Source organism: Actinopolyspora mzabensis (assembly GCF_900101095.1).
Taxonomy (GTDB): Bacteria; Actinomycetota; Actinomycetes; order Mycobacteriales; family Pseudonocardiaceae; genus Actinopolyspora; species Actinopolyspora mzabensis.
Genome location: NZ_FNFM01000016.1, coordinates 46,676 through 71,442, shown reverse-complemented (window position 1 = coordinate 71,442; position 24,767 = coordinate 46,676). Strand labels below are relative to the sequence as shown.

The 24,767-nt window shown below is 68.8% G+C and carries 25 protein-coding genes; 15 read left to right on the top strand and 10 right to left on the bottom strand.

The window, feature by feature from the left end; all coding sequences use genetic code 11:
- Positions 1 to 4 precede the first annotated feature (4 nt).
- Complete coding sequence (locus tag BLR41_RS22135) at positions 5 to 1,150, top strand: IS701 family transposase (protein WP_092632715.1); 1,146 nt, start codon at positions 5 to 7, stop codon at positions 1,148 to 1,150.
- On the opposite strand, the gene BLR41_RS22130 is transcribed toward BLR41_RS22135, so the two are convergent.
- Entirely contained in the window at positions 1,144 to 2,595 is a 1,452-nt protein-coding gene (locus BLR41_RS22130) for an MFS transporter (RefSeq protein ID WP_092632712.1), read from the bottom strand. The genes BLR41_RS22135 and BLR41_RS22130 overlap by 7 nt on opposite strands.
- Before the next feature lie 300 nt (positions 2,596 to 2,895).
- On the opposite strand from BLR41_RS22130, the gene BLR41_RS22125 reads away from it, so the two are divergent.
- Positions 2,896 to 3,657, top strand: a complete 762-nt coding sequence (locus tag BLR41_RS22125; protein ID WP_092632708.1) for an SDR family NAD(P)-dependent oxidoreductase — start codon at positions 2,896 to 2,898, stop codon at positions 3,655 to 3,657.
- 125 nt (positions 3,658 to 3,782) lie between these two features.
- Here the strand turns inward: BLR41_RS22125 and BLR41_RS22120 are convergent, their stop codons facing one another.
- The gene (locus BLR41_RS22120) at positions 3,783 to 5,240 is read right to left on the bottom strand and encodes a GNAT family N-acetyltransferase (RefSeq protein ID WP_176798100.1); all 1,458 of its coding nucleotides are present in this window, start codon (positions 5,238 to 5,240) and stop codon (positions 3,783 to 3,785) included.
- A gap of 210 nt (positions 5,241 to 5,450) precedes the next feature.
- The gene (locus BLR41_RS22115; RefSeq protein ID WP_092632769.1) at positions 5,451 to 5,828 is read right to left on the bottom strand and encodes a VOC family protein; all 378 of its coding nucleotides are present in this window, start codon (positions 5,826 to 5,828) and stop codon (positions 5,451 to 5,453) included.
- A 255-nt stretch (positions 5,829 to 6,083) separates the two neighbouring features.
- Here BLR41_RS22115 and BLR41_RS22110 point away from each other — a divergent pair, with 255 nt between their 5' ends.
- The 3 genes from BLR41_RS22110 (at position 6,084) to BLR41_RS22100 (ending at position 8,582) form a co-directional block, all read left to right on the top strand.
- The gene (locus BLR41_RS22110) at positions 6,084 to 6,860 is read left to right on the top strand and encodes a LamB/YcsF family protein (RefSeq protein ID WP_092632702.1); all 777 of its coding nucleotides are present in this window, start codon (positions 6,084 to 6,086) and stop codon (positions 6,858 to 6,860) included.
- 142 nt (positions 6,861 to 7,002) lie between these two features.
- Entirely contained in the window at positions 7,003 to 7,659 is a 657-nt protein-coding gene (locus BLR41_RS22105) for a 5-oxoprolinase subunit B family protein (RefSeq protein ID WP_092632699.1), read from the top strand.
- Positions 7,656 to 8,582, top strand: coding sequence for a 5-oxoprolinase subunit C family protein (locus BLR41_RS22100; RefSeq protein WP_092632696.1), 927 nt, complete (start codon positions 7,656 to 7,658; stop codon positions 8,580 to 8,582). Before BLR41_RS22105 ends, BLR41_RS22100 begins: the two co-directional genes overlap by 4 nt.
- Before the next feature lie 152 nt (positions 8,583 to 8,734).
- Here the strand turns inward: BLR41_RS22100 and BLR41_RS22095 are convergent, their stop codons facing one another.
- Complete coding sequence (locus BLR41_RS22095) at positions 8,735 to 8,944, bottom strand: DUF2188 domain-containing protein (protein ID WP_092632693.1); 210 nt, start codon at positions 8,942 to 8,944, stop codon at positions 8,735 to 8,737.
- A 177-nt stretch (positions 8,945 to 9,121) separates the two neighbouring features.
- The gene (locus BLR41_RS22090) at positions 9,122 to 10,114 is read right to left on the bottom strand and encodes an aldo/keto reductase (protein ID WP_092632690.1); all 993 of its coding nucleotides are present in this window, start codon (positions 10,112 to 10,114) and stop codon (positions 9,122 to 9,124) included.
- 297 nt (positions 10,115 to 10,411) lie between these two features.
- On the opposite strand from BLR41_RS22090, the gene BLR41_RS22085 reads away from it, so the two are divergent.
- From BLR41_RS22085 to BLR41_RS22065, 5 genes are all read left to right on the top strand, one after another.
- Complete coding sequence (locus tag BLR41_RS22085; RefSeq protein ID WP_092632687.1) at positions 10,412 to 10,594, top strand: hypothetical protein; 183 nt, start codon at positions 10,412 to 10,414, stop codon at positions 10,592 to 10,594.
- Positions 10,595 to 10,728: 134 nt separating this feature from the next.
- Positions 10,729 to 11,076, top strand: coding sequence for a thioesterase (locus tag BLR41_RS22080; RefSeq protein ID WP_092632684.1), 348 nt, complete (start codon positions 10,729 to 10,731; stop codon positions 11,074 to 11,076).
- A 131-nt stretch (positions 11,077 to 11,207) separates the two neighbouring features.
- Positions 11,208 to 12,002 (top strand): hypothetical protein, encoded by a 795-nt coding sequence (locus BLR41_RS22075; protein WP_092632681.1) that lies wholly within the window; start codon positions 11,208 to 11,210, stop codon positions 12,000 to 12,002.
- An 83-nt stretch (positions 12,003 to 12,085) separates the two neighbouring features.
- Positions 12,086 to 13,987 (top strand): fumarate reductase/succinate dehydrogenase flavoprotein subunit, encoded by a 1,902-nt coding sequence (locus tag BLR41_RS22070; RefSeq protein ID WP_092632678.1) that lies wholly within the window; start codon positions 12,086 to 12,088, stop codon positions 13,985 to 13,987.
- 121 nt (positions 13,988 to 14,108) lie between these two features.
- On the top strand, positions 14,109 to 14,867 hold the full coding sequence (locus BLR41_RS22065) for a succinate dehydrogenase/fumarate reductase iron-sulfur subunit (protein ID WP_092632766.1): 759 nt from the start codon (positions 14,109 to 14,111) through the stop codon (positions 14,865 to 14,867).
- Between the two features lie 416 nt (positions 14,868 to 15,283).
- Here BLR41_RS22065 and BLR41_RS22060 read toward each other — a convergent pair whose 3' ends face one another.
- Positions 15,284 to 16,156, bottom strand: coding sequence for an SDR family oxidoreductase (locus BLR41_RS22060; protein ID WP_425426945.1), 873 nt, complete (start codon positions 16,154 to 16,156; stop codon positions 15,284 to 15,286).
- Between the two features lie 206 nt (positions 16,157 to 16,362).
- Here BLR41_RS22060 and BLR41_RS22055 point away from each other — a divergent pair, with 206 nt between their 5' ends.
- Entirely contained in the window at positions 16,363 to 16,569 is a 207-nt protein-coding gene (locus tag BLR41_RS22055; RefSeq protein WP_176798099.1) for a hypothetical protein, read from the top strand.
- Between the two features lie 20 nt (positions 16,570 to 16,589).
- On the opposite strand, the gene BLR41_RS22050 is transcribed toward BLR41_RS22055, so the two are convergent.
- Together BLR41_RS22050 and BLR41_RS22045 are read right to left on the bottom strand one after the other, a co-directional pair.
- Complete coding sequence (locus BLR41_RS22050) at positions 16,590 to 17,273, bottom strand: HAD family hydrolase (protein ID WP_092632669.1); 684 nt, start codon at positions 17,271 to 17,273, stop codon at positions 16,590 to 16,592.
- 263 nt (positions 17,274 to 17,536) lie between these two features.
- Positions 17,537 to 18,169, bottom strand: a complete 633-nt coding sequence (locus BLR41_RS22045) for a DUF305 domain-containing protein (RefSeq protein WP_245694734.1) — start codon at positions 18,167 to 18,169, stop codon at positions 17,537 to 17,539.
- Between the two features lie 498 nt (positions 18,170 to 18,667).
- Between BLR41_RS22045 and ctaD the strand changes: the two genes are divergently transcribed.
- From ctaD to BLR41_RS22025, 4 genes are all read left to right on the top strand, one after another.
- Positions 18,668 to 20,434 (top strand): aa3-type cytochrome oxidase subunit I, encoded by a 1,767-nt coding sequence (gene ctaD / locus BLR41_RS22040; protein ID WP_092632663.1) that lies wholly within the window; start codon positions 18,668 to 18,670, stop codon positions 20,432 to 20,434.
- Positions 20,435 to 20,602: 168 nt separating this feature from the next.
- On the top strand, positions 20,603 to 21,838 hold the full coding sequence (serB, locus tag BLR41_RS22035) for a phosphoserine phosphatase SerB (protein ID WP_092632660.1): 1,236 nt from the start codon (positions 20,603 to 20,605) through the stop codon (positions 21,836 to 21,838).
- Position 21,839: 1 nt separating this feature from the next.
- Complete coding sequence (locus BLR41_RS22030; RefSeq protein ID WP_245694732.1) at positions 21,840 to 22,499, top strand: Pr6Pr family membrane protein; 660 nt, start codon at positions 21,840 to 21,842, stop codon at positions 22,497 to 22,499.
- The gene (locus BLR41_RS22025; protein ID WP_092632656.1) at positions 22,496 to 23,344 is read left to right on the top strand and encodes a peptidyl-tRNA hydrolase; all 849 of its coding nucleotides are present in this window, start codon (positions 22,496 to 22,498) and stop codon (positions 23,342 to 23,344) included. The genes BLR41_RS22030 and BLR41_RS22025 overlap by 4 nt, the downstream gene beginning before the upstream one ends.
- A gap of 31 nt (positions 23,345 to 23,375) precedes the next feature.
- Here the strand turns inward: BLR41_RS22025 and BLR41_RS22020 are convergent, their stop codons facing one another.
- Complete coding sequence (locus BLR41_RS22020; protein ID WP_176798098.1) at positions 23,376 to 24,092, bottom strand: energy-coupling factor transporter transmembrane component T family protein; 717 nt, start codon at positions 24,090 to 24,092, stop codon at positions 23,376 to 23,378.
- The gene (locus BLR41_RS22015; protein WP_092632653.1) at positions 24,089 to 24,763 is read right to left on the bottom strand and encodes an energy-coupling factor ABC transporter ATP-binding protein; all 675 of its coding nucleotides are present in this window, start codon (positions 24,761 to 24,763) and stop codon (positions 24,089 to 24,091) included. Before BLR41_RS22015 ends, BLR41_RS22020 begins: the two co-directional genes overlap by 4 nt.
- Between the last annotated feature and the right edge of the window lie 4 nt (positions 24,764 to 24,767).

Genomic DNA, 24,767 nt, shown 5'->3' with positions numbered 1-24,767 from the left:
GAGTATGACCGTTCCGATCAGCCCCACCTCCGTCGAGGACGAGGTCGTCGAGGAGCTCTGCTCGGCCGCTTTCGCGGCGTTGCGCAGGAGGGACCAACGGCGTCGCGGTGAGCAGTACGTCCGTGGCCTGCTGTCCAGCACCGGTCGTCGCTCCATCCGCAACATCGCGACGAGCGTCGGTGGCACGGCCGCGGCGCAGAACCTGCACCACTTCGTGCACAGCTCCACCTGGGACTGGAACGCGGTGCGCGAACTGCTGCTGAGCCACCTGCGGGAGCGGATCACCCCGGCCGCCTGGGTGGTGAGTCCACTGTCCATACCGAAGAACGGGGACCACTCGGTCGGCGTGCTCTCGTGTGCCAACAAACAGCAGGCGTTCGGGCTGTGGTTGACCGACGAGAGTTCCGCCTTCCCCGTCGATTGGCGGCTCTACCTGACCACGGAGTGGCTGGCGGACCGGAACCGCCGCAGCAGGGCGGCGATCCCCAGCGAGGCGGGCGCGGAGACCCTGGGGCAGTCCGTGGCCAACGTGGCTTTCGAGGCCGTCCGACGTTGGGGACCGCTGGACGCCCCGGTGGTGTTCGACAACGACTCCGTCGACCTCGACCTGTTCGGCACCGGTCTCGCCGCCGCTCCGTTCCCCTTCCTGATGCGGGTGCGTGCGGACAACCGTTTCGTGGTCACCGACCCGACACTGCCCGGCTACGGTTCCGTTCCCACGACGGCGCGGCGACTGCTCGAAGCCGTGCGGGGGCTGCGCGGCGACGTGGAGTGGACCGATCCCGTGACCCGCCGTCGACGCACCAGCGCGGCGGTGACCGTTCCGGTGGAGCCGATCCCACGACGACCGGACAACGGCCCCGACAGCGGCAAGCGCCGGATGCTGCGTCTGGTCGGGGAGTGGTCGGACCCGCGAAACCCACCGGAGCGGATGTGGCTGACGAACGCACGCACCTCGTCGGTCGATGCTCTGCTGCGGAGCGGCAAGCTTCCCCGGCGGGTGGCCCGCGACAGCGAGGAGATCGGCGGGACCGTCGGCATTCGCGACTTCGAGGGGCGTACCTATCCCGGTTGGCACCGCCACATCACACTGGCCTCGCTGGCCCACACGGCTCGTGTGCTGTCACGGGACAGGACGGCGGACTACTGATTCCGACCTCCGGTCCCGCGGAGTGTCCACAGTGCCACCGCCGCCGTGCCGAGCAGGACCAGCGCGGCCGTGTCGAACGCGAAGGAGTACCCGGACGTCTCGGCGACACGCGGCGCTGCCCCCTCGGCGAGCAGCGAGTCGGTGCGGGCGGTGGCCAGCGAGACCAACAGCGCCAACCCGGCGGTTGGACCGGTCTCCATGGCGGTGTTGACCAGGCTGCCCGCGAGGCCGGCCCGCTCCTCGCTCTCCGGTGAGAGGACCCGGACCGTCGCACCGGAGAACATCATGCTGATCCCGACCGGCAGGACCAGCAGCCCGGCCAGCAAAGCACCCGCGTACGGTCCGTCCGCCGTCGTGCCGCCGAGCAGTGCCGCTCCTCCGGCGGCGAGCAGCGAACCGACGACCGCGACGACGCGCGGCCCGAACCGGTTGACCAACCGCGTCACGATGAGCCCGGTGAGCAACAACAGCAGGCTGAACGGCAGGAACGCGGCAGCCGTGCCGAGCGGAGACATTCCCTTCACCTGTTGGAAGTACAACGACAGCAGCATGAGAACGGTCGAGATCGCGGTGGCACCGACCAGGATCACCCACAGGGCGCCGAGTCGGCGCCCCGAGCCCAGAAACGCCGGCGGCAGCAACGGGTCGGCCGCTTTCCGCTCCGCGAGGATGAAGGACGTCAGCAACACCACACCCGCCGTGAGCGGGCCGAGCACCGGCAGCGAGAACCAGGATCGCTCCGCCGCGTGGACCAGGCCGTAGCTGAGCGCGGTCAGCCCCGCCGTCGCCAGAACCGCGCCCCTGAGGTCGAGCCCACCCCGCACGGTCCGCCCGTCGGCGGGTAGTAACGAGCTGGTCAGCGCCAACACCAGTACGGCGGCGACCACCGGCACCGCGAACACCCAACGCCACGACACCCACCCGGCGATCACGCCGGAGGACAGCACGCCCGCCGCCGCTCCGAGCGGGGAAAGCCCACCCCACGCCGCCAAGGCGCGGGCACGGCGACGCGGTTCGGGGAACACGACCCCGACCAGCGCCACCGCTGCCGGTGCAGCCAGTGCCGCGCCCGCTCCCTGCAGGAATCTGCTGATCGCCAGTGTCCAGAACCCGGGCGCCACACCAGCCGTGATGGAGGCGGCACCGAACAGCACGAGCCCCGTGGTGAACAGTCGCCGAGGGCCGTAGAGATCCGCGGCCCGGCCTCCCAGCAGCAACAGCCCACTGAATGACAGGCCGTAGGCGGCGTTGACCAGGGTCAGGCGGCCCGCCGAGAGCCCCAATTCCGCCTCGACGCGCGGCAGCACCACCGCGAGCATGGTGATCGCCATGATGAGCACGAGCTGCGTCGCGGCCAGCAGCGAAAAGGCCGCTCTCGTGCGTGGAGTACGGCATTCCGCTCGGCCCGCCGCGGGCGCGTCCTCGTGCCCGGATCCGATGGTCATCAAAAACTCCGAAGAATCGGAAAGTCGTTTCCGTTCGGAGTTTGCGCGTCTTTTCGGGGAGGAACAACCGAGATTTCGGACTTTGTCATGTTCCGGGGGCGGCGCTCGACATGACGAAGTATGTGGTGCTGGTTGCCCTGGTGTCCGTTGCTTCGGAGGATGTGCGGCGGACCCTCGGTGGATGTGTTCACCCGGATTTCGGGGGGCTCCGAGGAGTAGCTCGAACCTTTTCGGGGGAGCGAGTGTTTCGGTTTTCACGGGCAGGCGGAGAACGGTAAGTCGGAATCAGGAGAACGAATCATGAATTCGCGTTTCGAGGGAAAAGTGGTTTTCATTACCGGAGCCGGATCCGGTCTCGGCCGGAGGAGCGCTCTTTCCTTCGCGACGGAGGGGGCCACAGTGGTCGCCGCGGGTCGTGACGACGAGAAGACCGCGCGGACCGTCGAGATGATCGAGGAAAACGGGGGCGAGGCCAGTGCGGTCAACGTCGACGTCACCGATTCCGCGTCGGTGAGCGACGGGCTGGAAACCGTTGTGCGGCGGCACGGATCCCTGGACATCGCGCACAACAACGCGGGGGTCTTCCCGGAACCGGGAGCGTTCGCCGACACGGCGGAAAGCACCTGGCACTCCGCGATCGCCGTCAACCTCACCGGTGTGGCGCTGTGCATGAAGCACGAGATCAACCACATGCGGGAGCACGGTGGCGGCGCCGTCGTCAACGTCGGATCGAACATCGGTGACCACGCCAGGTTCGGTGGTGTCGGTCCCTACGTGGCCTCCAAGGCCGGAGTCAGCAACATGAGCCGCTCCGCCGCGCGGGACCACATTCGGGACGGCATCCGGATCAACGTCGTCAGCCCCGGTGCCTCCGACACCGACATGACGTTCCTGCCGGGAGAGACGGCGGAGCAGCGTTCGGCCAGGCTCACCGGTGGTATCCCGGCGGGCAGGTTGGCCGATCCCGGCGAGATCGTCGCGGCGGTACTGTGGCTGGCCTCGGAGGAGGCGAGTTTCGTGGTCGGTCACGACCTGGTCGTCGACGGTGGGGCGAGCGCCTGACCGAGTCGCTCCGGCATGGCCCGAGGTCTCCCGCCGTGAGATGGGTGGGAGACCCCGGTGCCGGGGGGATCGACTCGGGGCGATCGAAGCGAGCGCACCACGTCACGGCGCGCCGCGTCCGCGAATCAGTGCGGGCTGGTCTCGGCCAGGGTGCGCCCGGACGGGACCCTCGTCTCGGCTCTCCGGGTCGTGGTGCGGGCCCGCTCCGTGCCGTCCCGCAGCTCCAGTACCCAGGACCACTCGCCGGGTTCGTCCGCGCCGACGTGCTTGAACCCGGCAGAACGCAGCGTGCGCGCCATCGCGGTGTTGTCCAGCTGGGTCAGCGCGCTCACCCGACCGAGGCCGACCTCGCGGGCACGCGCCAGCAACGCGTTCCGCAGCGCCGCCCCCACACCCAGCCCCTGCCAGTCGTCACGCACCAGCAGCGCCAACTCGCCGGTGGTGCCGTCGTGGCCGAGATTTCCCATGGCCACCACCTCGCCGTCGGGGGAAGTGGCCAGCAGCGAGCTACCCAACGGGGAACTACCCAACCGGGAACTTCCCGGCCGCGAGTTCTCCCGTGTCGGAGTCAACAACAGCTCCAGCCGGCGATCCGTGGGAGCGCCCGCGACGAAATAGCGCCGGTGCCTGCTCGCGTTCGAGCACCGCTCGTGCAGCTCGCGCACCAGCGGCAGGTCGGTGTCCTCGGCGTCACGTATCGCGAACTCGGAACCGTCGCGCGCCGTGTGCCCTTCGGAGAGTCCTCCCGCGCGCGCCGTCCGGCTCGCCACCAGCCCCGTCATCGCGCGGGCCCTGGCGAACTCGGCCGGAGTGAACTCCCCGGCCCTTCGACGCAGCAGCAGCACGCCACCACCAGGGTGATCCAGGCAGATCGACTGCCCGCGCAGTTCATCGGTGGCCATGCCCAGCCCCTCGGTCGAGGGCAGCCACTGCACCTCGACATCACCCAGCAGGGCCCGCAGCGCACCGCGCGGTTCGTCGGTGCCCTCCACCAGCTCCGTGGCCAGCCGCAGTGCCCTGGTGGGCACGTCGTCCAGTTCGCGCGGGCCGGTGCGTTCGGCGGTCACGTCACGGCCACCGGCGCGGGTCACCACGTCCACCAGTTCGGCGTGGCCGACCTCGCCGGGCAGGTGCAGCAGGAACTCGTCCACTACCGCGTCGGCGACCGGGTGCACCTGCATGGTCCGGATGTCGGCGTCCAGCCGGGCCAGCTGGCCTGCCAGCGCGGCCAGCCCGCCCGGCTCGTCGCTGACCGAGGCACGTACCCGCCACAGCTTCCGGTCCGCCCGCTCGCCGAGTTCCACTGTGGTGGGTTCCTCCGCGAACCGTCGCTGCTCGGTTCTCCGACCGCCGAGCCGGGCGAGCGCGGGCAGCATCCGACCGATCGCGGTCGCGCACAGCCACGCCACACCCGCGGCGGTCAGGATCCACGCGGCGAGCCGTCCGTCCCCCAGTTGGAACAGCACGAGCTGCGTCGTGCCGATCGCCACCGCGGCCGGGGCGAGCCACGTCGGCGGGCGCGCGGCGGTCCAGCGCCGGTTAACGGTGCCGCGGTAGGTTGCCGCGGAGTCTCGCTCGGTCATGTTCGCCATGCTGCTCCAGGGGTGTTACCTCGGAGCCCGTCAGCGATGACGTGCGGGTTAAATCCGCCGCTTTCGCCGGTCGGCATCCCGCCGCAGCAGGGTGGAGCGGCAGCGGGGCTCCGAGTTCCGGGCATCAGCGACTTCCGAAGCACCGGATCGCGCCGTGGCGCCGGTGGTCCCGGGAACCGCCGTTTTCAAGCACCGGTTTCCTCAGGAACCGGGGTTGACCACGCCGATCACGTGACCCTCCGGATCGGCGAACAGGCCGATCTCCAGCTGTTCCATCACCTTCTCCGGCCCCATCACCCGGCTGCCGCCGAGGTTCTCGGCCTGCGAGAGTGCCTGCTCCACGTCCTCGACACCCACGTAGAACGTCACCATTCCCTCGTAACCTTCCGGAACGGCCGCGATGCCGCCGCCGATGCCCACGGTCTCCCCGTCGTCGTCCTCGACCGTCTCGCGCTCGACCATGCCGTAGTCCATCTGGTTGTCCGTGTCGATCTTCCAGCCGAACAGCCGGGAGTAGTAGTCGCGGAGCTTCGCCGCGTCCTTGCCGAGAATCTCGAAATGCACCACTGGATTTCCCATGATCAGCTCCCTCCCCCGTGCACCGCCGGAAACCGCTCGCGCGGTGCGTGTCGAAAGCACTCCCGACACGAGTAAAGAGCCGGCCGAAGCCGGGTGGCAAGCTCTCGGCGGCATCGGTGACTTCGGTCCTTTCGTGCCGGAGCAGGAGGTCACCACGACAGGTGGTGGTTACCCACGAGAGCTACGCACGTGGTGTCGTGGCGAGCGAACGGGCCCCCGTGCTCACTCGCACCATCCCGTGAGAGGTTTCCCGCCATGGACGTCAACGCTGACCTGGCCGAGGGGTTCGGGCGCTGGGAGCTGGGTGACGACACCGCGCTGCTGGACATCGTCAGCAGCGCCAACGTCGCCTGCGGGTTCCACGCGGGTGATCCGAAAACACTGCGCGCGGCCTGCTCCGGAGCGGCGATGCGCGGGGTCGCCGTGGGAGCCCAGGTCGGTTACCGGGATCTGGCCGGATTCGGCCGCCGGTTCATCGAGATGGACCCGGCCGAACTGGTGGACGAGGTGATCTACCAGATCGGCGCGCTCGACGCGCTGGCCAGGGTGGCCGGCACCGCGGTCACCTACGTCAAGCCGCACGGCGCGCTGTACAACACCATCGTCTCCCACACCGGCCAGGCCGAGGCCGTCGTCGAAGCGGTGCGCCGCTTCCGACCCGGTATGGCCGTGCTCGGGCTGCCCGGTTCGGAGTGGCTGCGGCTCGCGGGGGAGTCGGGGCTGAGCACCCACCGGGAGGCGTTCGCCGATCGCGCCTACACCCCGGAGGGAACCCTCGTGCCGCGTGGTCGTCCCGGCGCGGTGCTGCACGACCCCGAGGTGATAGCCGATCGCTGTCTACGTATCGTCCGGAGGCAGCCGATCGAGGCGGTTGACGGCACCCCGCTGTCGTTGTCGCCCGACTCGATCTGCGTGCACGGTGACACCCCAGACGCGGTCGGGATCGCCCGCACCGTGCGGCGGAAACTGGCCGAGCAGGGGACGCCGATCGAGCCGTTCGCCCCGCCGCCCCGCTCCCTCGTGGCGGACTGAGAGTTGATTCCCGCTTCCTGCTTCGGGGCGTTCGACGCGGGCTCCACCTACCCGATGCGAGAGCACTCGCGACGAGAGCCGGCGGTGGTTCCGCCAAGCGAGCACCCCGCCAAGTCCGGAAAGAAGAATCGATGGAGGTGCGGTGCGGATCCTTCCCTGCGCGGACGCGGGTTTGCTGGTGGAACTGGACGAGCTGGAACAGGTGCTGGCGCTGCACGCCGCGCTGTCCGAGCGGAGCCTGCCCGGAGTCCTCGACCTGATTCCGGCGGCACGGACGCTGCTCGTCTCGCTGGATCCCGAGCGCGCCGACCGGCGCGCGCTCGCCGAGGAGATCCGCCGAGTGCCGCTGACCGGAGCCCGGTCGGCCGGAACCGGTTCGGTCGGGGATCAGCCTGCCGGGGGAGAACTCGCCGACCGCGGGCTGCTCACGGTGCCGGTGATCTACGACGGCGCCGACCTCGACGCGGTTGCCGAGCTGACCGGGCTCTCGCCCCGCGAGGTGGTGGACGCGCACACCGGAACCGAGTGGCGGGTGGCTTTCGGCGGATTCGCACCGGGATTCGGCTACCTGGTGGGAGGCGACCCCCGACTGGAGGTCCCGCGCCGTGCTGAGTCCCGCACCGGCGTGCCCGCAGGTTCCGTCGGGCTGGCGGGCAGGTTCAGCGGTGTCTACCCGAGAACCTCACCGGGCGGCTGGCAGCTGATCGGCCGCACCGAGTTGGAGATGTGGCGCACCGACCGTGAGCCGCCCGCACTGCTGCGCCCCGGCGTACGGGTGCGGTTCGAGGAGGTGTCATGAGCGAGCCGGATACCGGTACCGCCGGGAACGGTGAGGGGGCCCCGGCCGCCCGGCGGCTTGAGGTGCTGCGCCCGGGACCGCTGTCGACCGTGCAGGACCTCGGACGGACCGGACTGGCCGGGATGGGTGTGGGGGTCTCCGGGGCCGCCGACCGGAGCTCGCTGCGACTGGCGAACCGCCTCGTCGGCAACCCCGAGTCGGAAGCGGCCGTGGAGATCACACTGGGCGGGCTGTGGCTGCGCGCCCACGGCGTGCTCACCGTCGCGCTGACCGGCACCTCGTTTCCGGCCACGGTGGACGGTCGTACGGCGGCGAGCAACACCGTGCTCACACTGCCGAGCGGCTCGGAGCTGCGTATCGGGCAGTGCCGGACCGGGATGCGGGGGTATCTGGCGGTGCGCGGCGGTATCGACGTCCCGGCCGTGCTGGGCTCGCGTGCCACCGACACGCTCGCCGGGTTGGGGCCGGAGCCGCTGGCGGTGGGCACCGTGCTGCCCGTCGGAAGAGCGTACGGCGAGTTCCCGCGCGTGGACGCCGCGCCGGTCACCCCTCCCCCCGGCGGGGATCTGACACTGCCCGTGCTGCCGGGGCCGAGGCAGGACTGGTTCACCGATTCGGCGCTGCGCGCCCTGCTCGGCGAGCCGTTCGAGATCACACCGGACAGCGACCGTGTCGGTATGCGACTGTCCGGACCGCCACTGCCCCGGTACGAGACCAGCGAACTCCCCAGCGAGGGGATGGTCAGCGGGGCGCTGCAGGTGCCGCCCGCGGGGCAACCCACCCTGTTCCTGGCTGACCACCCGGTGACCGGGGGATATCCCGTGATCGCGGTCGTGCTGTCGGCGTACGTGGCGGTGGCAGCGCAGGCACGACCCGGCCAGCGGCTGCGTTTCCGTGCCGTGCGGGAGCCATCGGAGTACTGACCGCGCGACGAGGTGGACCCGAATCGGCTCCGACGGGTACCGACCAGCCGCGACCCGCCGCGTTCGTCGTGACCGCGTTCGTCGTTACTGGGCGACTTCGCGCGGTGGCCCGGCAACTCGCACCGGACCGCCGCGAGAGTCGTCGGGTTCGGTCAGCCCGACTGCACGGTTCGCCGGTCGCGGACCGATCCGTCGATGCCGTGAATGAGGATCTCGCCTCCGTCGGAGTTCTCCAGCTGCCTGCGTGCCTCGTCGATCGCGTCCGCCTGAGTGTTGGTGCTCGACTCGGTGGATCCGGTGGCCGCGCCGACCACCTTCCAGCCGCCGCCACCGCCTCCGGGAACGACGTGTCGCTGGCCCATGGTTACCTTTCCGGAAGGGGAAACGTCCTGCTCCGGCGTACCCGTGTCGGAACGCGCTCACACCACTCGGGTGATCCCTCCGAGCGGATCAACTCCGCGTCCCGCTCGTCAATGCCGCAACGCCCGTTCCCCGCTCCGGAAACCGGGGAAAGTCCCCCGCAGCCTCGGGGAGCCTCGTCAGAGGTGCACCTTGTCCATCGCTCCCTCGCCGTAGCGTTCGCCCGCTGCCACGCCGCGCGGCGCCACCCGTTCGAGCGCGGCCAGGTCCTCGGCGGTGAGGGTGACGTCCACGGCGCCCACGTTCTCCTCGAGATACTTGCGCTTCTTGGTGCCGGGGATGGTCACGATGTCCTCGCCCTGTGCCGCCACCCACGCCAGAGCCAGCTGGGAGGCCGATACGCCCTTCCGCTGTGCCAGTTCGTGCACCTGGTCCACCACGTCCAGGTTGCGCTGGAAGTTCTCCCCCTGGAACCGCGGGGCGGTCCGCCGGTAGTCGTCGGCGGGGAGGTCCTCGAACGAGCGGATCGCGCCGGAGAGGAACCCGCGCCCGAGTGGGGAGTAGGCCACGAAACCGATGCCCAGCTCGCGACAGGTCGCCAGCACCCCGTTGTCCTCCGGATCACGGCTGAACAGTGAGTACTCGGTCTGCACCGCGCTGACCGGGTGGGTGGCGTGGGCCTTCCGGATCGTTTCCGGCGCGGCCTCCGAGATCCCCAGGTGGCGCACCTTGCCCTGCTGCACCAGCTCGGACATCGCTCCCCAGGTCTCGGCGATCGGTACGTTCGGGTCCACGCGGTGCTGGTAGTACAGGTCGACGTGGTCGATCCCCAGCCGCCGCAGTGAGCCGTCGATGGCGGCACGCAGGTATTCCGGCCTGCCGTTGATCTCGCCCGTGAGTTCGCCGTTCTCGTCCACCTCGTTGCCGAACTTGGTGGCCAGCACCACCTCGTCCCGGCGGTTCGCCAGTGTTCGCCCCAGCAGCCGCTCGTTGCTCCACGGTCCGTACATGTCGGCCGTGTCCAGGAAGTTCACCCCGAGCTCCAGGGCTCGCCGGATCGTGGCGGCCGATTCCTCGTCGTCCCGCCCCGAATACCCGAAGGTCATTCCCATGCAGCCCAGGCCCTGTTCACTGACCCGCAGTCCCTGGTTGCCGAGAGCACGTTCCCGCATTCGTCCACTCCGTGTCGGTGAGTTCGATCGATTCCGCACTCGAGTATGCCCGGGTGATCAGCGACCGGCAGTCTCATACCGGATATTCCCGCGTTCGCGTGGCGGGGAAACGGACCCGACAGCGGGCACGGCCAGGTGGGATTCCCGGTTTCCGGCGTGGGACTCGCCGGGTGCGTTGCACGAATCGCCGGGTGCGTTACACGAATCGGTGGTCTCCCGGCGTTGCGGCCGCCGCGGTCGGGCACCGCGTGCGAGGGTGGTCGCGATTCGCGGTCGTTCGAGACACGGAGGTCGGGAGTGGACCGGAGGAGCGTGCTCGTTCTGGTGACATTCGCGGCGATCGCGGTCGGCTATCTGGTGGTTCGCGACCCCGTTGGGGCCGCCGGGGCTGTACGGCAGGGATCGCTGGTGCTCTTCGACAGCGTCGCTTTCGTGTTCCGGTCGCTGGTCACCTTCCTGCGACACCTCTTCGAGGGGTAGTTGGCAGGGGAGCCCCCGAGGGGGGGAAATTCACGTCCACCGAATGCGTTTCGGATCACATGTGTCTCTTGTCACGTAGGCTTGGATCGTGCAGAGTTTTTCGGTGACCGGATCGGGAACGCGAGGTGGTGCGAATGTCCTCGACAGCTGAACTGGGTGACGTGCTCAGCGCGCTTGCCCGGCTGCGTACCGGCGTCGACGAGCTCTACACCAGATACGGCGACGTCGCCGTGGTGCGACGTATCGAGAACGACCTCCAGCGGCTGGAGATCGACGTCTCCGAGCTGTCGACCGCCGCTCCGGGACCACCGCGGCAGCGTTCCGGCGGTGCTGCCGCGAGCGTGCGGCTCGGTGGTGCGACCGCACCCCGCGAGGTGGGCGAGCACGACATCATCGAGGTTCCCGACACCCCGTACGACCCTTCCTGGTGGCAGGGCGTGGACGACGAAGGGGTGGGAGGCCAGTCATCGCGCGAGGACTGATTCCGCCCGTGGCCGGTCGGCACCGAACGCCTCCGTGGTCGACCTCGATCCGGCCGGCACCGGAGGGGACTTCGTGACGACCGGGCGATCACCGCGACAACCATGATTCTCGCTACCACCAGAGGTCGAGCATGTCAGCTCCCACAACTTCATCGTCCCTTCGCCGCAGGCGCACGCTGCGAACCGACCGATGGTGGTTGCCGCCGCTGGGCACCGCGCTCGGCCTCGGTGCCTTCGTCGTCTACGGCCTGATACGGACCTTCATGAACCAGTGGTACTGGGTGCCCGAGTACCACTACCTGGCCCCGTTCTTCTCGCCCTGCCTCAGCGACGCCTGCGTGCCCGGTGCGAGCCACTTCGGAACGCCGTTCCCGGATCTGGCGCCGTGGATTCCTCCCCCGGTGTTCGTGCTGCCGTTCGTGCTCGGCTTCCGACTGACCTGCTACTACTACCGAAAGGCCTACTACCGTTCCTTCTGGGCCGCACCACCCGCGTGCGCGGTGACCGAACCCCACCGCCGCTACACCGGTGAGACGCGGTTCCCGCTGATCATGCAGAACGTGCACCGCTACTTCTTCTACGCCGCGCTGCTGGTGGCCGCGGTGCTGACCTACGACACCGTGATCGCCTTCCGCGGTTCGGGCGGCGGCTTCGGAATCGGGCTCGGGACGCTGCTCATGGTGGTCAACGTCGTACTGCTGTGGGCCTACACGCTGTCCTGCCACTCCTGCAGGCACCTGATAGGCGGGCGCATCAACCACTTCTCCCGCCACCCGGTGCGCTATCGGATGTGGACGCTCGTGAGCAGGATGAACGGCCACCACATGGGGCTGGCCTGGGCATCGCTGGTTTCGGTGGCGCTGGTGGACCTCTACGTGATGCTCGTGGCCGCGGGCGCCTTCCCGGATCCGCGGCTGTTCAACTGACCCCGGCGCGCCGTGGCCGTGGGCGCACGCGGCCGTGCGGCAGCGCCGCGAAACCTTTTCGCACAAGAAATCGGAAACGTCACATGGCCGAGATCGAGAGTCACGACTACGACGTGATCGTCATCGGGGCGGGCGGTGCCGGCCTGCGTGCCGCCATCGAGGCCCGCTCGCGCGGGCTACGCACGGCGGTGCTGTGCAAGTCGCTGTTCGGCAAGGCACACACCGTCATGGCCGAGGGCGGTATAGCCGCCGCGATGGGCAACGTCAACTCGGGTGACAACTGGCAGGTGCACTTCCGCGACACCATGCGCGGCGGCAAGTTCCTGAACAACTGGCGCATGGCCGAGCTGCACGCCACCGAGGCCCCGCAGCGGGTCTGGGAGCTGGAGACCTACGGAGCCCTGTTCGACCGCACCACCGACGGCCGGATCAGCCAGCGCAACTTCGGCGGCCACGAGTACCCCAGGCTCGCGCACGTGGGCGACCGCACCGGCCTGGAACTGATCCGCACGCTGCAACAGCAGGTGGTCTCGCTGCAGCAGTCCGACCACGCCGAACACGGCGACTACGAGGCCGGGCTGCGGGTCTTCGCCGAGTTCACGGTGACCGACCTGCTGCTGGACGGCGATCGCATCGCCGGGACGCTGGGGTACTGGCGGGAGAACGGTCGGTTCGTGCGGCTGCGGGCACCGGCGGTGGTGCTGGCGACCGGTGGAATCGGTAAGTCCTTCAAGGTGACCTCCAATTCCTGGGAGTACACCGGCGACGGGCACGCCCTCGCGCTGCGGGCCGGTGCCCGGCTGATCAACATGGAGTTCGTGCAGTTCCACCCCACCGGCATGGTCTGGCCACCCAGTGTGAAGGGGATCCTGGTCACCGAATCCGTGCGTGGCGACGGCGGTGTGCTGCGCGACGCCTCGGGAAGGCGCTTCATGTTCGACTACATTCCCGAGGTCTTCAAGGAGTCCTACGCCGACAGTCCGGAGGAGGCGGACCGGTGGTACTCCGATCCGGACGACAACCGCAGACCACCGGAACTGCTACCGCGCGACGAGGTGGCACGCGCGATCAACAACGAGGTCAAGGAGGGCAGGGGAACCCCGCACGGCGGGGTCTACCTCGACGTGGCCAGCAGGCTCTCCACCGAGGAGATCATGCGCAGGCTGCCCTCGATGCACCACCAGTTCAAGGAACTGGCCGATGTGGACATCACGAGTGAGCGCATGGAGGTCGGGCCGACCTGCCACTACGTGATGGGTGGGGTGGAGGTCGACCCCGACACCGCTGCCTCCTCGGTGCCGGGGCTGTTCGCCGCGGGAGAGGTGGCGGGCGGTATGCACGGTTCCAACCGGCTCGGGGGCAACTCGCTCTCCGACCTGCTGGTTTTCGGCAGGCGGGCCGGAGCGGGCGCCGCCGAGTACGTCGCCGCCGCGCGGCACGCCAGTCCCGACGTCTCGGAGGAGGTGGTGACCGAGGCGGTGAACTCGGCGCTCGCTCCGTTCGAGGTCACCGACGCGCGAGGGCAGGAGAACCCCTACTCGCTGCAGGCGGAGCTGCAGCAGGTGATGAACCGGCTGGTCGGCATCATCCGGGACGGGGGCGAGATGTGTGCCGCGCTGGAACAGCTCGCCGAGATCAAACAGCGTGCCGCCCGGCTCGCCGTTCCGGAGGGCAACCGGCACTTCAATCCCGGCTGGCACCTGGCGCTGGACCTGCGCAACATGCTGGCCGTCAGCGAGTGCGTGGCCGCGGCGGCGCTGCGTCGTACCGAGAGCAGGGGCGGGCACACCCGCGACGACCACCCGGGCATGAACCCGAAGTGGCGCGGCACGCTGCTCGGCTGCGAGCTGCGGGACGGTTCGATCGAGATCACCGAGCACGAACAGCCGCCGATGCGCGAGGACCTGTTGCGGCTGTTCTCCCTCGAAGAGCTCGGCAAGTACTTCACCGAGGAGGAGCTGGCCGTTGTAAGAACACCTTCTTAGCGGGGCCGCCGGCTCGCCCGTCGTGGGCGGTGCTGTCGCGGAACCTCCGGCGCGGCTCTCGTCCCGGTCCGAGCGTGGTGCGAGTGGCGTGTCGGCCAGTGTCGTGGAAAGGACTGTGCTGATGGGATACCGGGCGCGACTGCGCGTGTGGCGCGGCGACGCCGATTCCGGCGAACTGCGGGACTACGAGGTCGATGCCGAGGAAGGCGAGGTGGTGCTCGACCTGCTGCACCGACTGCAGGCCACCCAGTGTCCGGACCTGGCGGTGCGCTGGAACTGCAAGGCGGGCAAGTGCGGCTCCTGCTCGGCCGAGGTCAACGGCAGGCCGCGGCTGACCTGCATGACCAGGTTGTCGCTGTTCGACACCGACGAGACCATAACGGTCACCCCGATGCGGGCCTTCCCGGTGATCAAGGATCTCGTCTGCGACGTCTCGTACAACTACGTCAAGGCACGCGAGGTGCCCGCCTTCAGCCCACCCGAGGGGCTGGAGCCGGGCGAGTACCGGATGCAGCAGCGGGACGTGGAGCGTTCCCAGGAGTTCCGCAAGTGCATCGAGTGCTTCCTGTGCCAGGACACCTGCCACGTGATCCGCGATCACTCGGAGAACAAGGAGGCCTTTTCCGGGCCGAGGTTCCTGATGCGGGTCGCCGAGCTGGAGATGCACCCGCTGGACTCGCACGCGGAGAAGGGCGGCGACCGCCCGGAGGAGGCGAGGGGAGACCACGGGCTCGGGCTCTGCAACATCACCAAGTGCTGTACCGAGGTGTGCCCGGAGCACATCAAGATCACCGACAACGCGCTCATCCCGCTCAAGGAACGGTTGGCCGACCAGCGGTACGATCCCCTGACCATGTTGTTCCGGCGCAAGCGTTCGTAGCACGCTTCGCGCCGCACGGTATCGGCTCGGTCGTCGTAGCTGGTCGCTTGGCGGAACCTCTCGCGGGCTCTCGCTGCGGGGAGGCCCGACATCGGGTAGGCATCTACACAACGTCGGGCCTTGCTCGCGAGAGCACCCCGAGAGAACCCGCGGCGGCGCCGACTGCCAGGTTAGTGGGAGTTCAGCACCGCGCCGTACGCTGCCCGGCGATTTCGCGAGAAATTGACGGCTCCCGGCCCTCCGGTCGAGGCGGGACCATGCTGCTCGCAGCGTGGGTGTCCCCGGTGCGTGAGTCGGATGCATTGCGAGGCCGGACCGCTCGCCGCGTAGGTCGCTACTCAAGAGCCGGCCCAACGCTCCCAAGGCGCCGACTCACGTGACGGCTACCCGACCAGCTACGAAGACTGAGCCGACTCTCACCGTCGCTGGAGTTTGTCGTTGCGGGAACTGAAACCCCGCCCCAGCTCGGCCACCTCGGCCTCCATCCGCGGCATCAGCTTCCGCGTGGTCGGCCGCATCAGCCGTTCGACCAGTCGCGAGGCGGGCAGGTTCCGCAGCCAGTGCATCAGCATGACCGACCTGGGCACGTAGACGCGCCTGGCTCGGCGTTCCATTCCCGCCACGAATGCCCGGGAGCAGTCGACCACGTTGGTGGTCGAGTGCATCGGCCAGGGAAGTTTCGCCCGCATCGCGCGGAAGGTCGGCAGATCAGCCGAGACGTCGCGAACCAGGTCCGTGTCCACCCAGGAGGGATGCGCGCTTCCCACGGCCACTCCCAGGTGGCCGACCTCGGAGCTCAGGGCGCTGGCCAGCGCCTCGGAACCGGCCTTGCTGGCGGTGTAGGCGGCCATGCCGCCGATCGGGGCGAACGCCGAGAGCGAGGAAACCACGAGCAGGTACCCCCGCCGTTCCACCAGGTGGGGTAAGGCCGCGCGAGCGGTGTGGAACACCCCGTTGAGGTTCACATCCACCGTCTTGGTGAACGTCCGTGGGTCGTGGTCGCGCACGGTCCCGTAGGGAGCCACCCCCGCGTTGGCCATGACCACGTCGAGGCCGCCCAGTTGTCGTGCGCTCTCGTCGATGGCCGCCTTGATCGACTCGGGGTCGGTGACGTCGGCCTCGAACCACGGGTGGTCGGTGCCGAGCTCGTCGGCCACCGAAGCCAGCTCGTCGGGTTCCAGTCCGATCAAGGCTACTCGCGCCCCCTTGCGGACCAGCTCCCGTGCGGTCTGAGCACCGATGCCGCGTGCGGCACCCGTGATGGCGACTGCTTTGCCCGACATCGACATGGGCATGGGGCCTCCCTGCTCTCGAACCGGCCTGCCGGCGGTGGGCGACAAGCCCACCGCCGGGTTACCCATAGTAGGTTACTCGCTCGTAAAGTAAAGGGGAACGAGTTCGCGAGCTCACATTCATCGCGACCGATCGCGGACTCGGCCGGTCACGAATCACCCGAGGCACCAACCATTGATCCATCGGATTCCGGAGGTCCTCGTTGCGCGCTTCACTTTCGTTGCTCGTGGGAGCACTGCTGCTCGTGCTCGGTGTGATCTGGACGCTGCAGGGCGTGGGAGTGCTCGGTGGCAGTCCGATGACCGGAGTGACCCGTTGGGCCGTGCTCGGACCGATCGCCGCGCTCATCGGACTGGCCTCGCTCGTGCTCGGTGGCGTCCGGATGCGACGAGGACGGCGGAACGGATGAGCGGGCGGCACTCGGCTCCGCTAGAAGTGCTCGTTGAGGCGGGAGAACGGATCGACCGTGTGGAAGCCGGGACGCCGCTCCGGCAGCTCACGCATTTCCAACCCCCAGGTCATGGGGTGCGGCACCAGTACCGCGTTCAACCCCGCGTGCAGTGCGGGCCAGATGTCCGAACGGGGTGAATTGCCGATCATCCAGGTCCGCGAGACGTCCAGCCCACGCTCGGCGACGAACCGTTCGTAGGTGGCAGCGTCCTTCTCCGGCACCACCGTGGTGTCGGAGAACAGCCCGCCCAGTCCGGAAGCCTTGATCTTGCCGGTCTGCTCCTCGGCCCCGCCCTTGGTGAGCAGGTAGAGATCGTGCCGTAGGGACAGTTCCCGCAGCGTTTCCTCGACACCGTCGATCAGCTCGACCCGTTGTTCCCGGATCGGCGCGCAGGCCCTGCGCAGTGCAGTGTGATCCGTCTCGGAAATCTCCTCCGCACGCAGGTGCCGCAGGCAGTCCAGCAGGCTCCGCTCGAAGCTGTCCACGCCGTAGCCGTGGATCCGGCAGTTGACCCGCTCGATCTCGTCCAGCTCTTCCCGCACCTGCTGCCGGGAGAGCTCGGGGTGCGCCAGGTGGTCGATGAACACTTCCACCGCGCGTTCGAACAGCACGTTGTTCTCCCACAACGTGTCGTCGGCGTCGAAGATCAGGTTCTCGGCCAACGTTCCCCTCCGTGTGACGACGGCGAACCGGCCCGTACTCCTCGGGCCGGTTTCCACTCGTACCGGAGGCTAACGTCTGGTACGCCCGTACCAGTACCGCCACGTGCAGCAGCGCGATCAGCGGGAGGTGAGCGAGGCTCGCCCAGGGGTCCGCCGCACCCCGTGCTCACCAGCCCGGAGGCCGGTCGGGCCGGAGACCGGTCAGGCCTTCGGGTGCGTCTGCCCGCCCGCCCACCTCGTGCGAGGGGGCGAGCCGGTTCGGGTCAGAGGTTCTGTTGCAGCTGCCGCAGTTCCTCGAGTTCGGTGGTGCGCGACTCCATGATCTCCGTGGCGATCGACTTCATCTCCTCGTTCGAACCCTTGTCGAGCTCGGTACGGGTCATCTCGATCACGGCCTCGTGGTGGTCGATCATCGACTGGAGCCACAGCGAGTCGAAACGCGCCTGCTGGGCCTCCTCCAGCTTGGGGAGCTCGCTGGCGACCTCGCTTCCCGGCATCTGCGTGTCCTCGCCGGTGCCGACGTCCTCGGGCGTGACCTCGCCCTCGCCGCGCTCCCGCAGCCAGGCCCTGATCTCCTCGATTCGCGGGCCGTGCTCCCGCTCGAGCTGCTCGGCGAACTCCACGACCCGTTCGTCGGGGGCGTTCTTGATCGCCACCTCCAGCAGCTGCGTCTCCGTCTCGTGATGGGTAACCATCTGCTGGGCGAACTCCAGGTCGGTGTTGACCTGCGCCGTCTCGTCGCCGTTGCCGGAGTCCTCGGCGGGCATGATCGCGCTCGGTGGCGGCGGTGTGCCCGCGCCCGGCTTCATGTCGCTCGGATCTTCGTAGTTCGGCGAGCAGCCGGTCAGTGCCAGGACCGCGGCCCCAAGGACGCCGATGATCGTGCTCTTGCGCACCGTTTCCTCGCCTCCGGAAATACCGATCCTTCCCCGGGCGGGCCGGTGCTGGGCACGACCGACACGCCTGCGGAGCCTTCAACCCGCTGGGTCCAGCGGACCGCCTGCCCGAACAGGCGACCACGTGCCAGCTTAAGGGGTGCCTTCAGGGTGATCCGTACAGGTGGTCCCCGCAGGGTGCTGCGCTCCGCCGGAGGCTTCCCAGTCGGAGGCGTCCCGCGGGCGCGTGCGCCGCTCCGGCGGTCATTCGTCGCTGTCGCGTGGATCTCATCCTCGGTGTCCTCGGCGAGGGGGATGAATAGAGTGACTACAGCCCGGACGTAGCGGAGTTGAGCGCCGGGACTAATATCCGCAGATGGCAGTCATCGAATCGATCATCGGGGAGCGAGTCGAACCGACATCGGTTGCGACGCTGTCATCAGGGTTAGCCGGCCCGGACGGGCCGGGCGGTCCCGTGGTCGGGGCCGACAACGTCTTCGAGGCAGTGCAGGAGGCACCGTGACGGCCGTCGCGCCAGAGCCGATCACTTCGCGCCCCTATCCGGTGCGCAACACGTCCAAGGGATCCACACTGCTGGGACTGCTGCGTACCACCGATCCCAAGCAGATCGGCATCCTCTATCTGACCACCTCGATGGGATTCTTCCTGGTCGGTGGTCTGATGGCCATGCTGATCCGTGGTGAGCTCGCGGTCCCGGGGATGCAGTTCCTGTCGCAGGAGCAGTACAACCAGCTGTTCACCATGCACGGCACGATCATGCTGCTGTTGTACGCCACCCCGATCCTGTTCGGGTTCGCCAACTACATCCTGCCGCTGCAGATCGGTGCGCCGGATGTGGCCTTCCCCAGGCTGAACTCGTTCTCCTACTGGCTCTACCTGTTCGGCGGGTTGACCGTGATCAGCGGTTTCCTCGCGCCGGGCGGTGCCGCCGACTTCGGGTGGTTCGCCTACACCCCGTTGTCCGACGCCGTGCACTCCCCCGGTATCGGTGCCGACCTGTGGATCACCGGCCTGCTCGTCTCCGGCCTGGGCACGATCCTCGGTGGCGTCAACATGGTGACCTCGGTGGTCTGCATGCGCGCGCCCGGCATGACCATGTGGCGGATGCCGATCTTCACGTGGAACATCCTGGTCACCAGCGTGCTGATCCTGATGGCTTTCCCGATCCTGACCGCCGCGCTGTTCGGCCTGCTGGCCGACCGGCACCTCGGCGCCCACGTGTTCGACCCGGCCAACGGCGGGGTGATCCTCTGGCAGCACCTGTTCTGGTTCTTCGGCCACCCCGAGGTCTACATCGTCGCGCTGCCCTTCTTCGGTATCGTCACCGAGATCTTCCCGGTGTTCTCCCGCAAGCCGCTGTTCGGCTACACCGGCCTGATCTACGCGACGCTGGGTATCGCCGCGCTGTCGGTGGTCGTCTGGGCCCACCACATGTACGCGACCGGCGCGGTGCTGCTGCCGTTCTTCGCCTTCACCACGTTCCTGATCGCGGTGCCCACCGGGATGAAGTTCTTCAACTGGATCGGCACCATGTGGCGTGGGCAGATCACCTTCGAGACCCCGATGATCTTCTCGATCGGCTTCCTGGTGACCTTCCTGTTCGGCGGGCTGACCGGTGTGCTGCTGGCCGCACCGCCGATCGACTTCCACGTCTCGGACACCTACTTCGTGGTCGCGCACTTCCACTACGTGCTCTACGGCACGATCGTGTTCGCCACGTTCGCGGGCATCTACTTCTGGTTCCCCAAGATGACCGGCCGGATGATGGACGAACGGCTGGGCAAGGTGCACTTCTGGCTGACCTTCATCGGCTTCCACGCCACGTTCCTGGTGCAGCACTGGCTGGGTAACGAGGGGATGCCCAGGCGCTACGCCGACTACCTGCCCAGCGACGGGTTCACCACGCTCAACACCATCTCCACGGCGGGCGCGTTCCTGCTGGGAGCCTCGATGCTGCCGTTCCTGTGGAACGTGTTCAAGAGCTACCGCTACGGCGAACTCGCCAACGTCGACGACCCGTGGGGCTACGGGAACTCGCTGGAGTGGGCGACCTCCTGCCCGCCGCCGCGGCACAACTTCACCGAGCTGCCCCGGATCCGTTCCGAGCGTCCCGCCTTCGAGCTGCACTACCCGCACATGGCCGAGCGGATGCGGGTGGAGAGCCACGTGGGTCTCTCCGGCAAGCCGCTGGCCCACGCCGGTGCCTCCGGTGAATCGGGGCACGGGAGCGACTCGGGCGAGGCCCGCAAGCTCGACGAAAAGTGATATTCGACCTAACGACACCCGGTGCGGGTGTGGCACGGTAATCCCGCTCGACGGGGAGCCCCGGCCGGTCGGCCTACCGATCGGTCCGGGGCTCTTGTTGTTCGGAACGGGTTTCCGAACCCCGTAGGGTGGTTCCCGGAGTCGAATATCGAGGGAGTGCCGTCAGTCGTGACCACGTCAAATCCCACCACCGTGCTGATGACCGTGACAGGCCGTGACAAGCCCGGGGTCACCTCGGTGTTGTTCGCCGCGCTGACCAGGCACGGAGTGGATGTGCTCGATGTCGAGCAGGTCGTGATCCGCGGGCGACTGGTTCTCGGTGTGCTCGTGGCGACCGAATACGATCCCGAGCAGTTGCAGGAATCCGTCGAACAGGCCATGGCCACCGTCGGCATGACCGTCGAGGTCGAGATCGACGCCGAGGACGGGGAGGCCGACAAGCTCGGCTCCACCCACGTCGTCACCGTGCTCGGGCAGCCGGTCTCGGCACGCAGCTTCTCCGAGGTGGCCCGCAAGCTCGCCGAGGTCGACGTCAACATCGATTCCATCCAGCGGGTGGCCGACTACCCGGTGACCGGGCTGCAGCTGCACGTCACCGCCGCGGAGACCGGCGAGCACACCGACGAGATGCTCACCTCCGAGATGACCGACCTCTCCGCGGGGATCGGTGTCGACGTCGCGGTGGAACGCACCGGGCTGGCCCGACGCGCCAAGCGGCTCGTGGTCTTCGACGTCGACTCCACGCTGGTGCAGGGCGAGGTCATCGAGATGCTCGCGGCCAAGGCGGGCCGCGAGGAGGAGGTCCGCAAGGTCACCGAGCAGGCCATGCGCGGCGAGGTGGACTTCTCCGAGTCGCTGCGGCGCAGGGTGGCGGTGCTGGAGGGGCTGCCCGCCTCGGTGCTCGACGAGGTCGGCAAGGAACTGCAACTGACCCCCGGCGCCCGCACCACCGTGCGCACCCTACGGCGGCTCGGCTATCACACCGGGGTCGTCTCCGGCGGTTTCACCAGGATCATCGACCATCTGGTCGACGATCTGGGGCTGGACTTCAGTGCTGCCAACGACCTGGAAGTGATGGACGGTAAACTCACCGGACGTGTCGTCGGTGAGATCGTCGACCGGGGCGGCAAGGCCAGCGCGCTGAAGCGATTCGCGGAGTCCTACGACGTTCCGCTCTCGCAGTGCGTGGCGGTCGGGGACGGCGCCAACGACATGGACATGCTCGCCACGGCGGGGCTGGGCGTGGCGTTCAACGCCAAGCCCGCGCTGCGCGAGGTCGCCGACACCGCGCTGTCGCACCCGTTCCTCGACGCCGTGCTGTTCGTGCTCGGCGTCACCAGGGCCGAGGTCGAGGCCGCCGATGCCGAGGACGGATTCGTCGCGCGGGTGCCGTTGGAAACGTGAGGTGTACGACTCGATGCTGTCCAGCCGGGCGTGGCCCGTGCGTCTGCTACGGATTCTGCTCGGCGCGCTGGCGGTGATCGCCGTCGGCAGACAGTTCGTCGCGGACCTGGCACTGCCGGACTTCTCGCCGGTGAACTTCTTCAGCTACTTCACGATCCTGAGCAACATCGCCGCGGGAACACTGCTGGTTCGCCTCGGGGCGGCTCCCGGCCGGGACGGCCGCGCCGTTCTCGAGTGGTTACGCGGGGGCATGACCGTCTACATGGCCACGACGGGAACCGTCTTCGCGTTGCTGCTCGACGGCGGCGACTCGCTGCCCTGGGTGAACACGGTTATGCACCGCCTCATCCCGGTGGTGATGTTCGTGGACTGGCTGCTGGTCCGGCCCCGCGCGCGGATCCGCTACGCGAACGCGTTCGCCTGGCTGAGCGTTCCGCTGGTCTACGTCGTCTACTCGTTGGTGCGTGGTGCGGTGACGGGATGGTTCCCCTATCCCTTCCTGCGCCCCGACACGGCGGGAGGCGTCGGCGGAGTCGCGCTGTACCTGGTGGTCATGACGATCTGCATCGCCCTCGCCGCGATGCTGGTCGCCTGGCTGGGCAACATCCGGGTGCGGGAGCGGGAACCGGTCGAGCTGCTGGAGGGACAATCCGTTCCGTGAGTGAGTACGCCGCGGTGCTTCGGCCGCTGACCGACCGCTACGCCTCCTGGCTGTCGCTGCCCGACCGTGCCACGGCCGACACCTCCGAGGAGGATCCCGACAACGTCGTGCTGCTGCCGGTGGTGCTGCGCATCGAGCGCGACACGCCGCCGGGCCGCACCGCGCTGCTCGAGGCCTCGGCCGCGGCTGCCGTGGCGGTGTGCCTCGATCAGCGCAGCGAACCGGGCGGCCCCTGGCACGAGGCCGTCTCCGGCTGGGTCGACGGGCGGATCCGCAAGGTCACCCGCCGCGCCCGTGGTTCCCACTGGCGGGCCGTGACGGAACTCCCCGGCATCACGGTGGGCGTCGCGGGAGCCGAGGCACGTGCGCTGCTGCCCGCCCGGGTGGCCGACATGCCGCGGGAACTCACCCGGCTACAGATCTCCGGCAGCGACCTCCCCGCCGACGACCCGGGACCACCGCCCGCAGCGACCCCCGTGCTGTGGCTGAACCCGCACGTCGGCATGACGGCGGGGAAGGCGGCCGCACAGGTCGGCCACGCCACCATGATCCTGGCCGCGTTGCTGCACGGGGACGCGAGCCGTTCCGACGCCGTCGGCGAGCACGCCGCGAGTGAACTGCGTCACTGGCACGAAGCCGGCTTCCCCTGTGCCGTCCGCACCCCGGACACCGACACCTGGCCGGCTCTGCTGCCCGGTGACGACCCCGCCGCGGCCTGGCGTGATCGCGGGGTGGCCGCCGTACGCGACGCCGGATTCACCGAGATCGACCCGGGCACCGTGACCGTGGTGGCCCAGTGGTCAAGCTCGCCCCAATGCTCCCGAGCAACCCAGTGGTCGCACTGAGCTCCCTCCCGAACCGCACGTGCGGGAGGGACTACTCGTCTCGTGAGACGTCGGCGCGTTCCGCGGTCCCCTCGGAACGGTCCTCCACGGAACGCTCGGCACCGGGGTCGGTCTGCTGCTGCTCCTCGTCCCGCGCTCCGGCCTCGTCACCGACCCCACGTGCCGCCAGCGCCTCGCCGAGCTCGTCGGCGTGCCGCAACGTGCGGATCAGGAATGGGACGGCGAACGCCGCGACCGAGCGGCTAGCGTCGCGTGCCCGCTGGGCCTCACGGGTCTGCTGCGCGATCACCGACAGCGCGCTCACCGCCCGGATGGTCAGCCCCACCAGCAGCCCCAGCAGTTCCGGGCTCACCCCCACGCGGCGAAGCGGGGAGGCACCACGCTCGATCGCCGCCACCAGGTCGTCGACCCGGGTGGTGAGCGTGAACAGGTTGGCCGCCCCGATGGCCACCAGCAACCGCAGACACACCACCACCGCGCTCTCCGGCCCCAGCAGCCACCACTGCAACGCGAAAACGATCCCCAGCAGCACCAGCACCGTGCGCATGGTGCGCAGCACCAGACCGGGGCGGAGTCGTGCCGCGGCGAACCCGGCGCAGACCACCCCGGCGAACACACCGAGCTGCCACGGGCGGTCGAACACCACGACCAGGCCAGCGAACACCAGCAACCCGAGGAACTTCCAGCCCGCGGGCAGTCGGTGCAGCGGACTTCGGCCGGGCTGGTAAAGACCGATCACATGGCTCATGCCACCAGCTCCCGGTAGTACCGCAGCGCGGCGCGGGGCTCCTCGTCGGCGACCACACGTCCCCCGTCGAGCACCACGACCCGGTCGAAATCCTCCAGCAGGTCGAGGTCGTGGGTCACCAGCACGATCTGCTGTTCGAGTCCGCGCAGCCGTTCGGCGAACCGGCGTTTGTTGCGCAGGTCCAGCAGCGTGGTGGGTTCGTCGCAGACCAGCACGTCGGGTTCCAGCACCAGCATCGCGCACAGCGCGAGCAGCTGTTTCTGCCCACCGGAGAGCTGCTGGGCCGGATGGTCGGCATAACCCGCCAGGCCGTGCTCGGCCAGTGCCTCGGCGGCCCTGCGCTCCCGCTCCGCCTTGGAGATTCCCTTCTTGCGCAGCGAGAAGGCCACGTCCTCACCGGCCGTGGGCATGACTATCTGCGAATCCGGGTTGGTGAACACGAACCCCACCCGGTTGCGTACGCGGTTGCCCGCTTTCGCGGGGTCCGCCCCGTCCACCAGTACCCGCCCCCTGCTCGGCAGCACCAGCCCGTTGATCATCCGGGCCAGCGTGGACTTGCCCGAACCGTTGGCCCCGACGAAGGCCACCCTGCGCTCGTCCAGCCGTAACCGGACGTCGTCGAGCACCGTGTGCTCGCCGTAGGAGTGACCGACCCCGTCGAACTCGATCAACCGA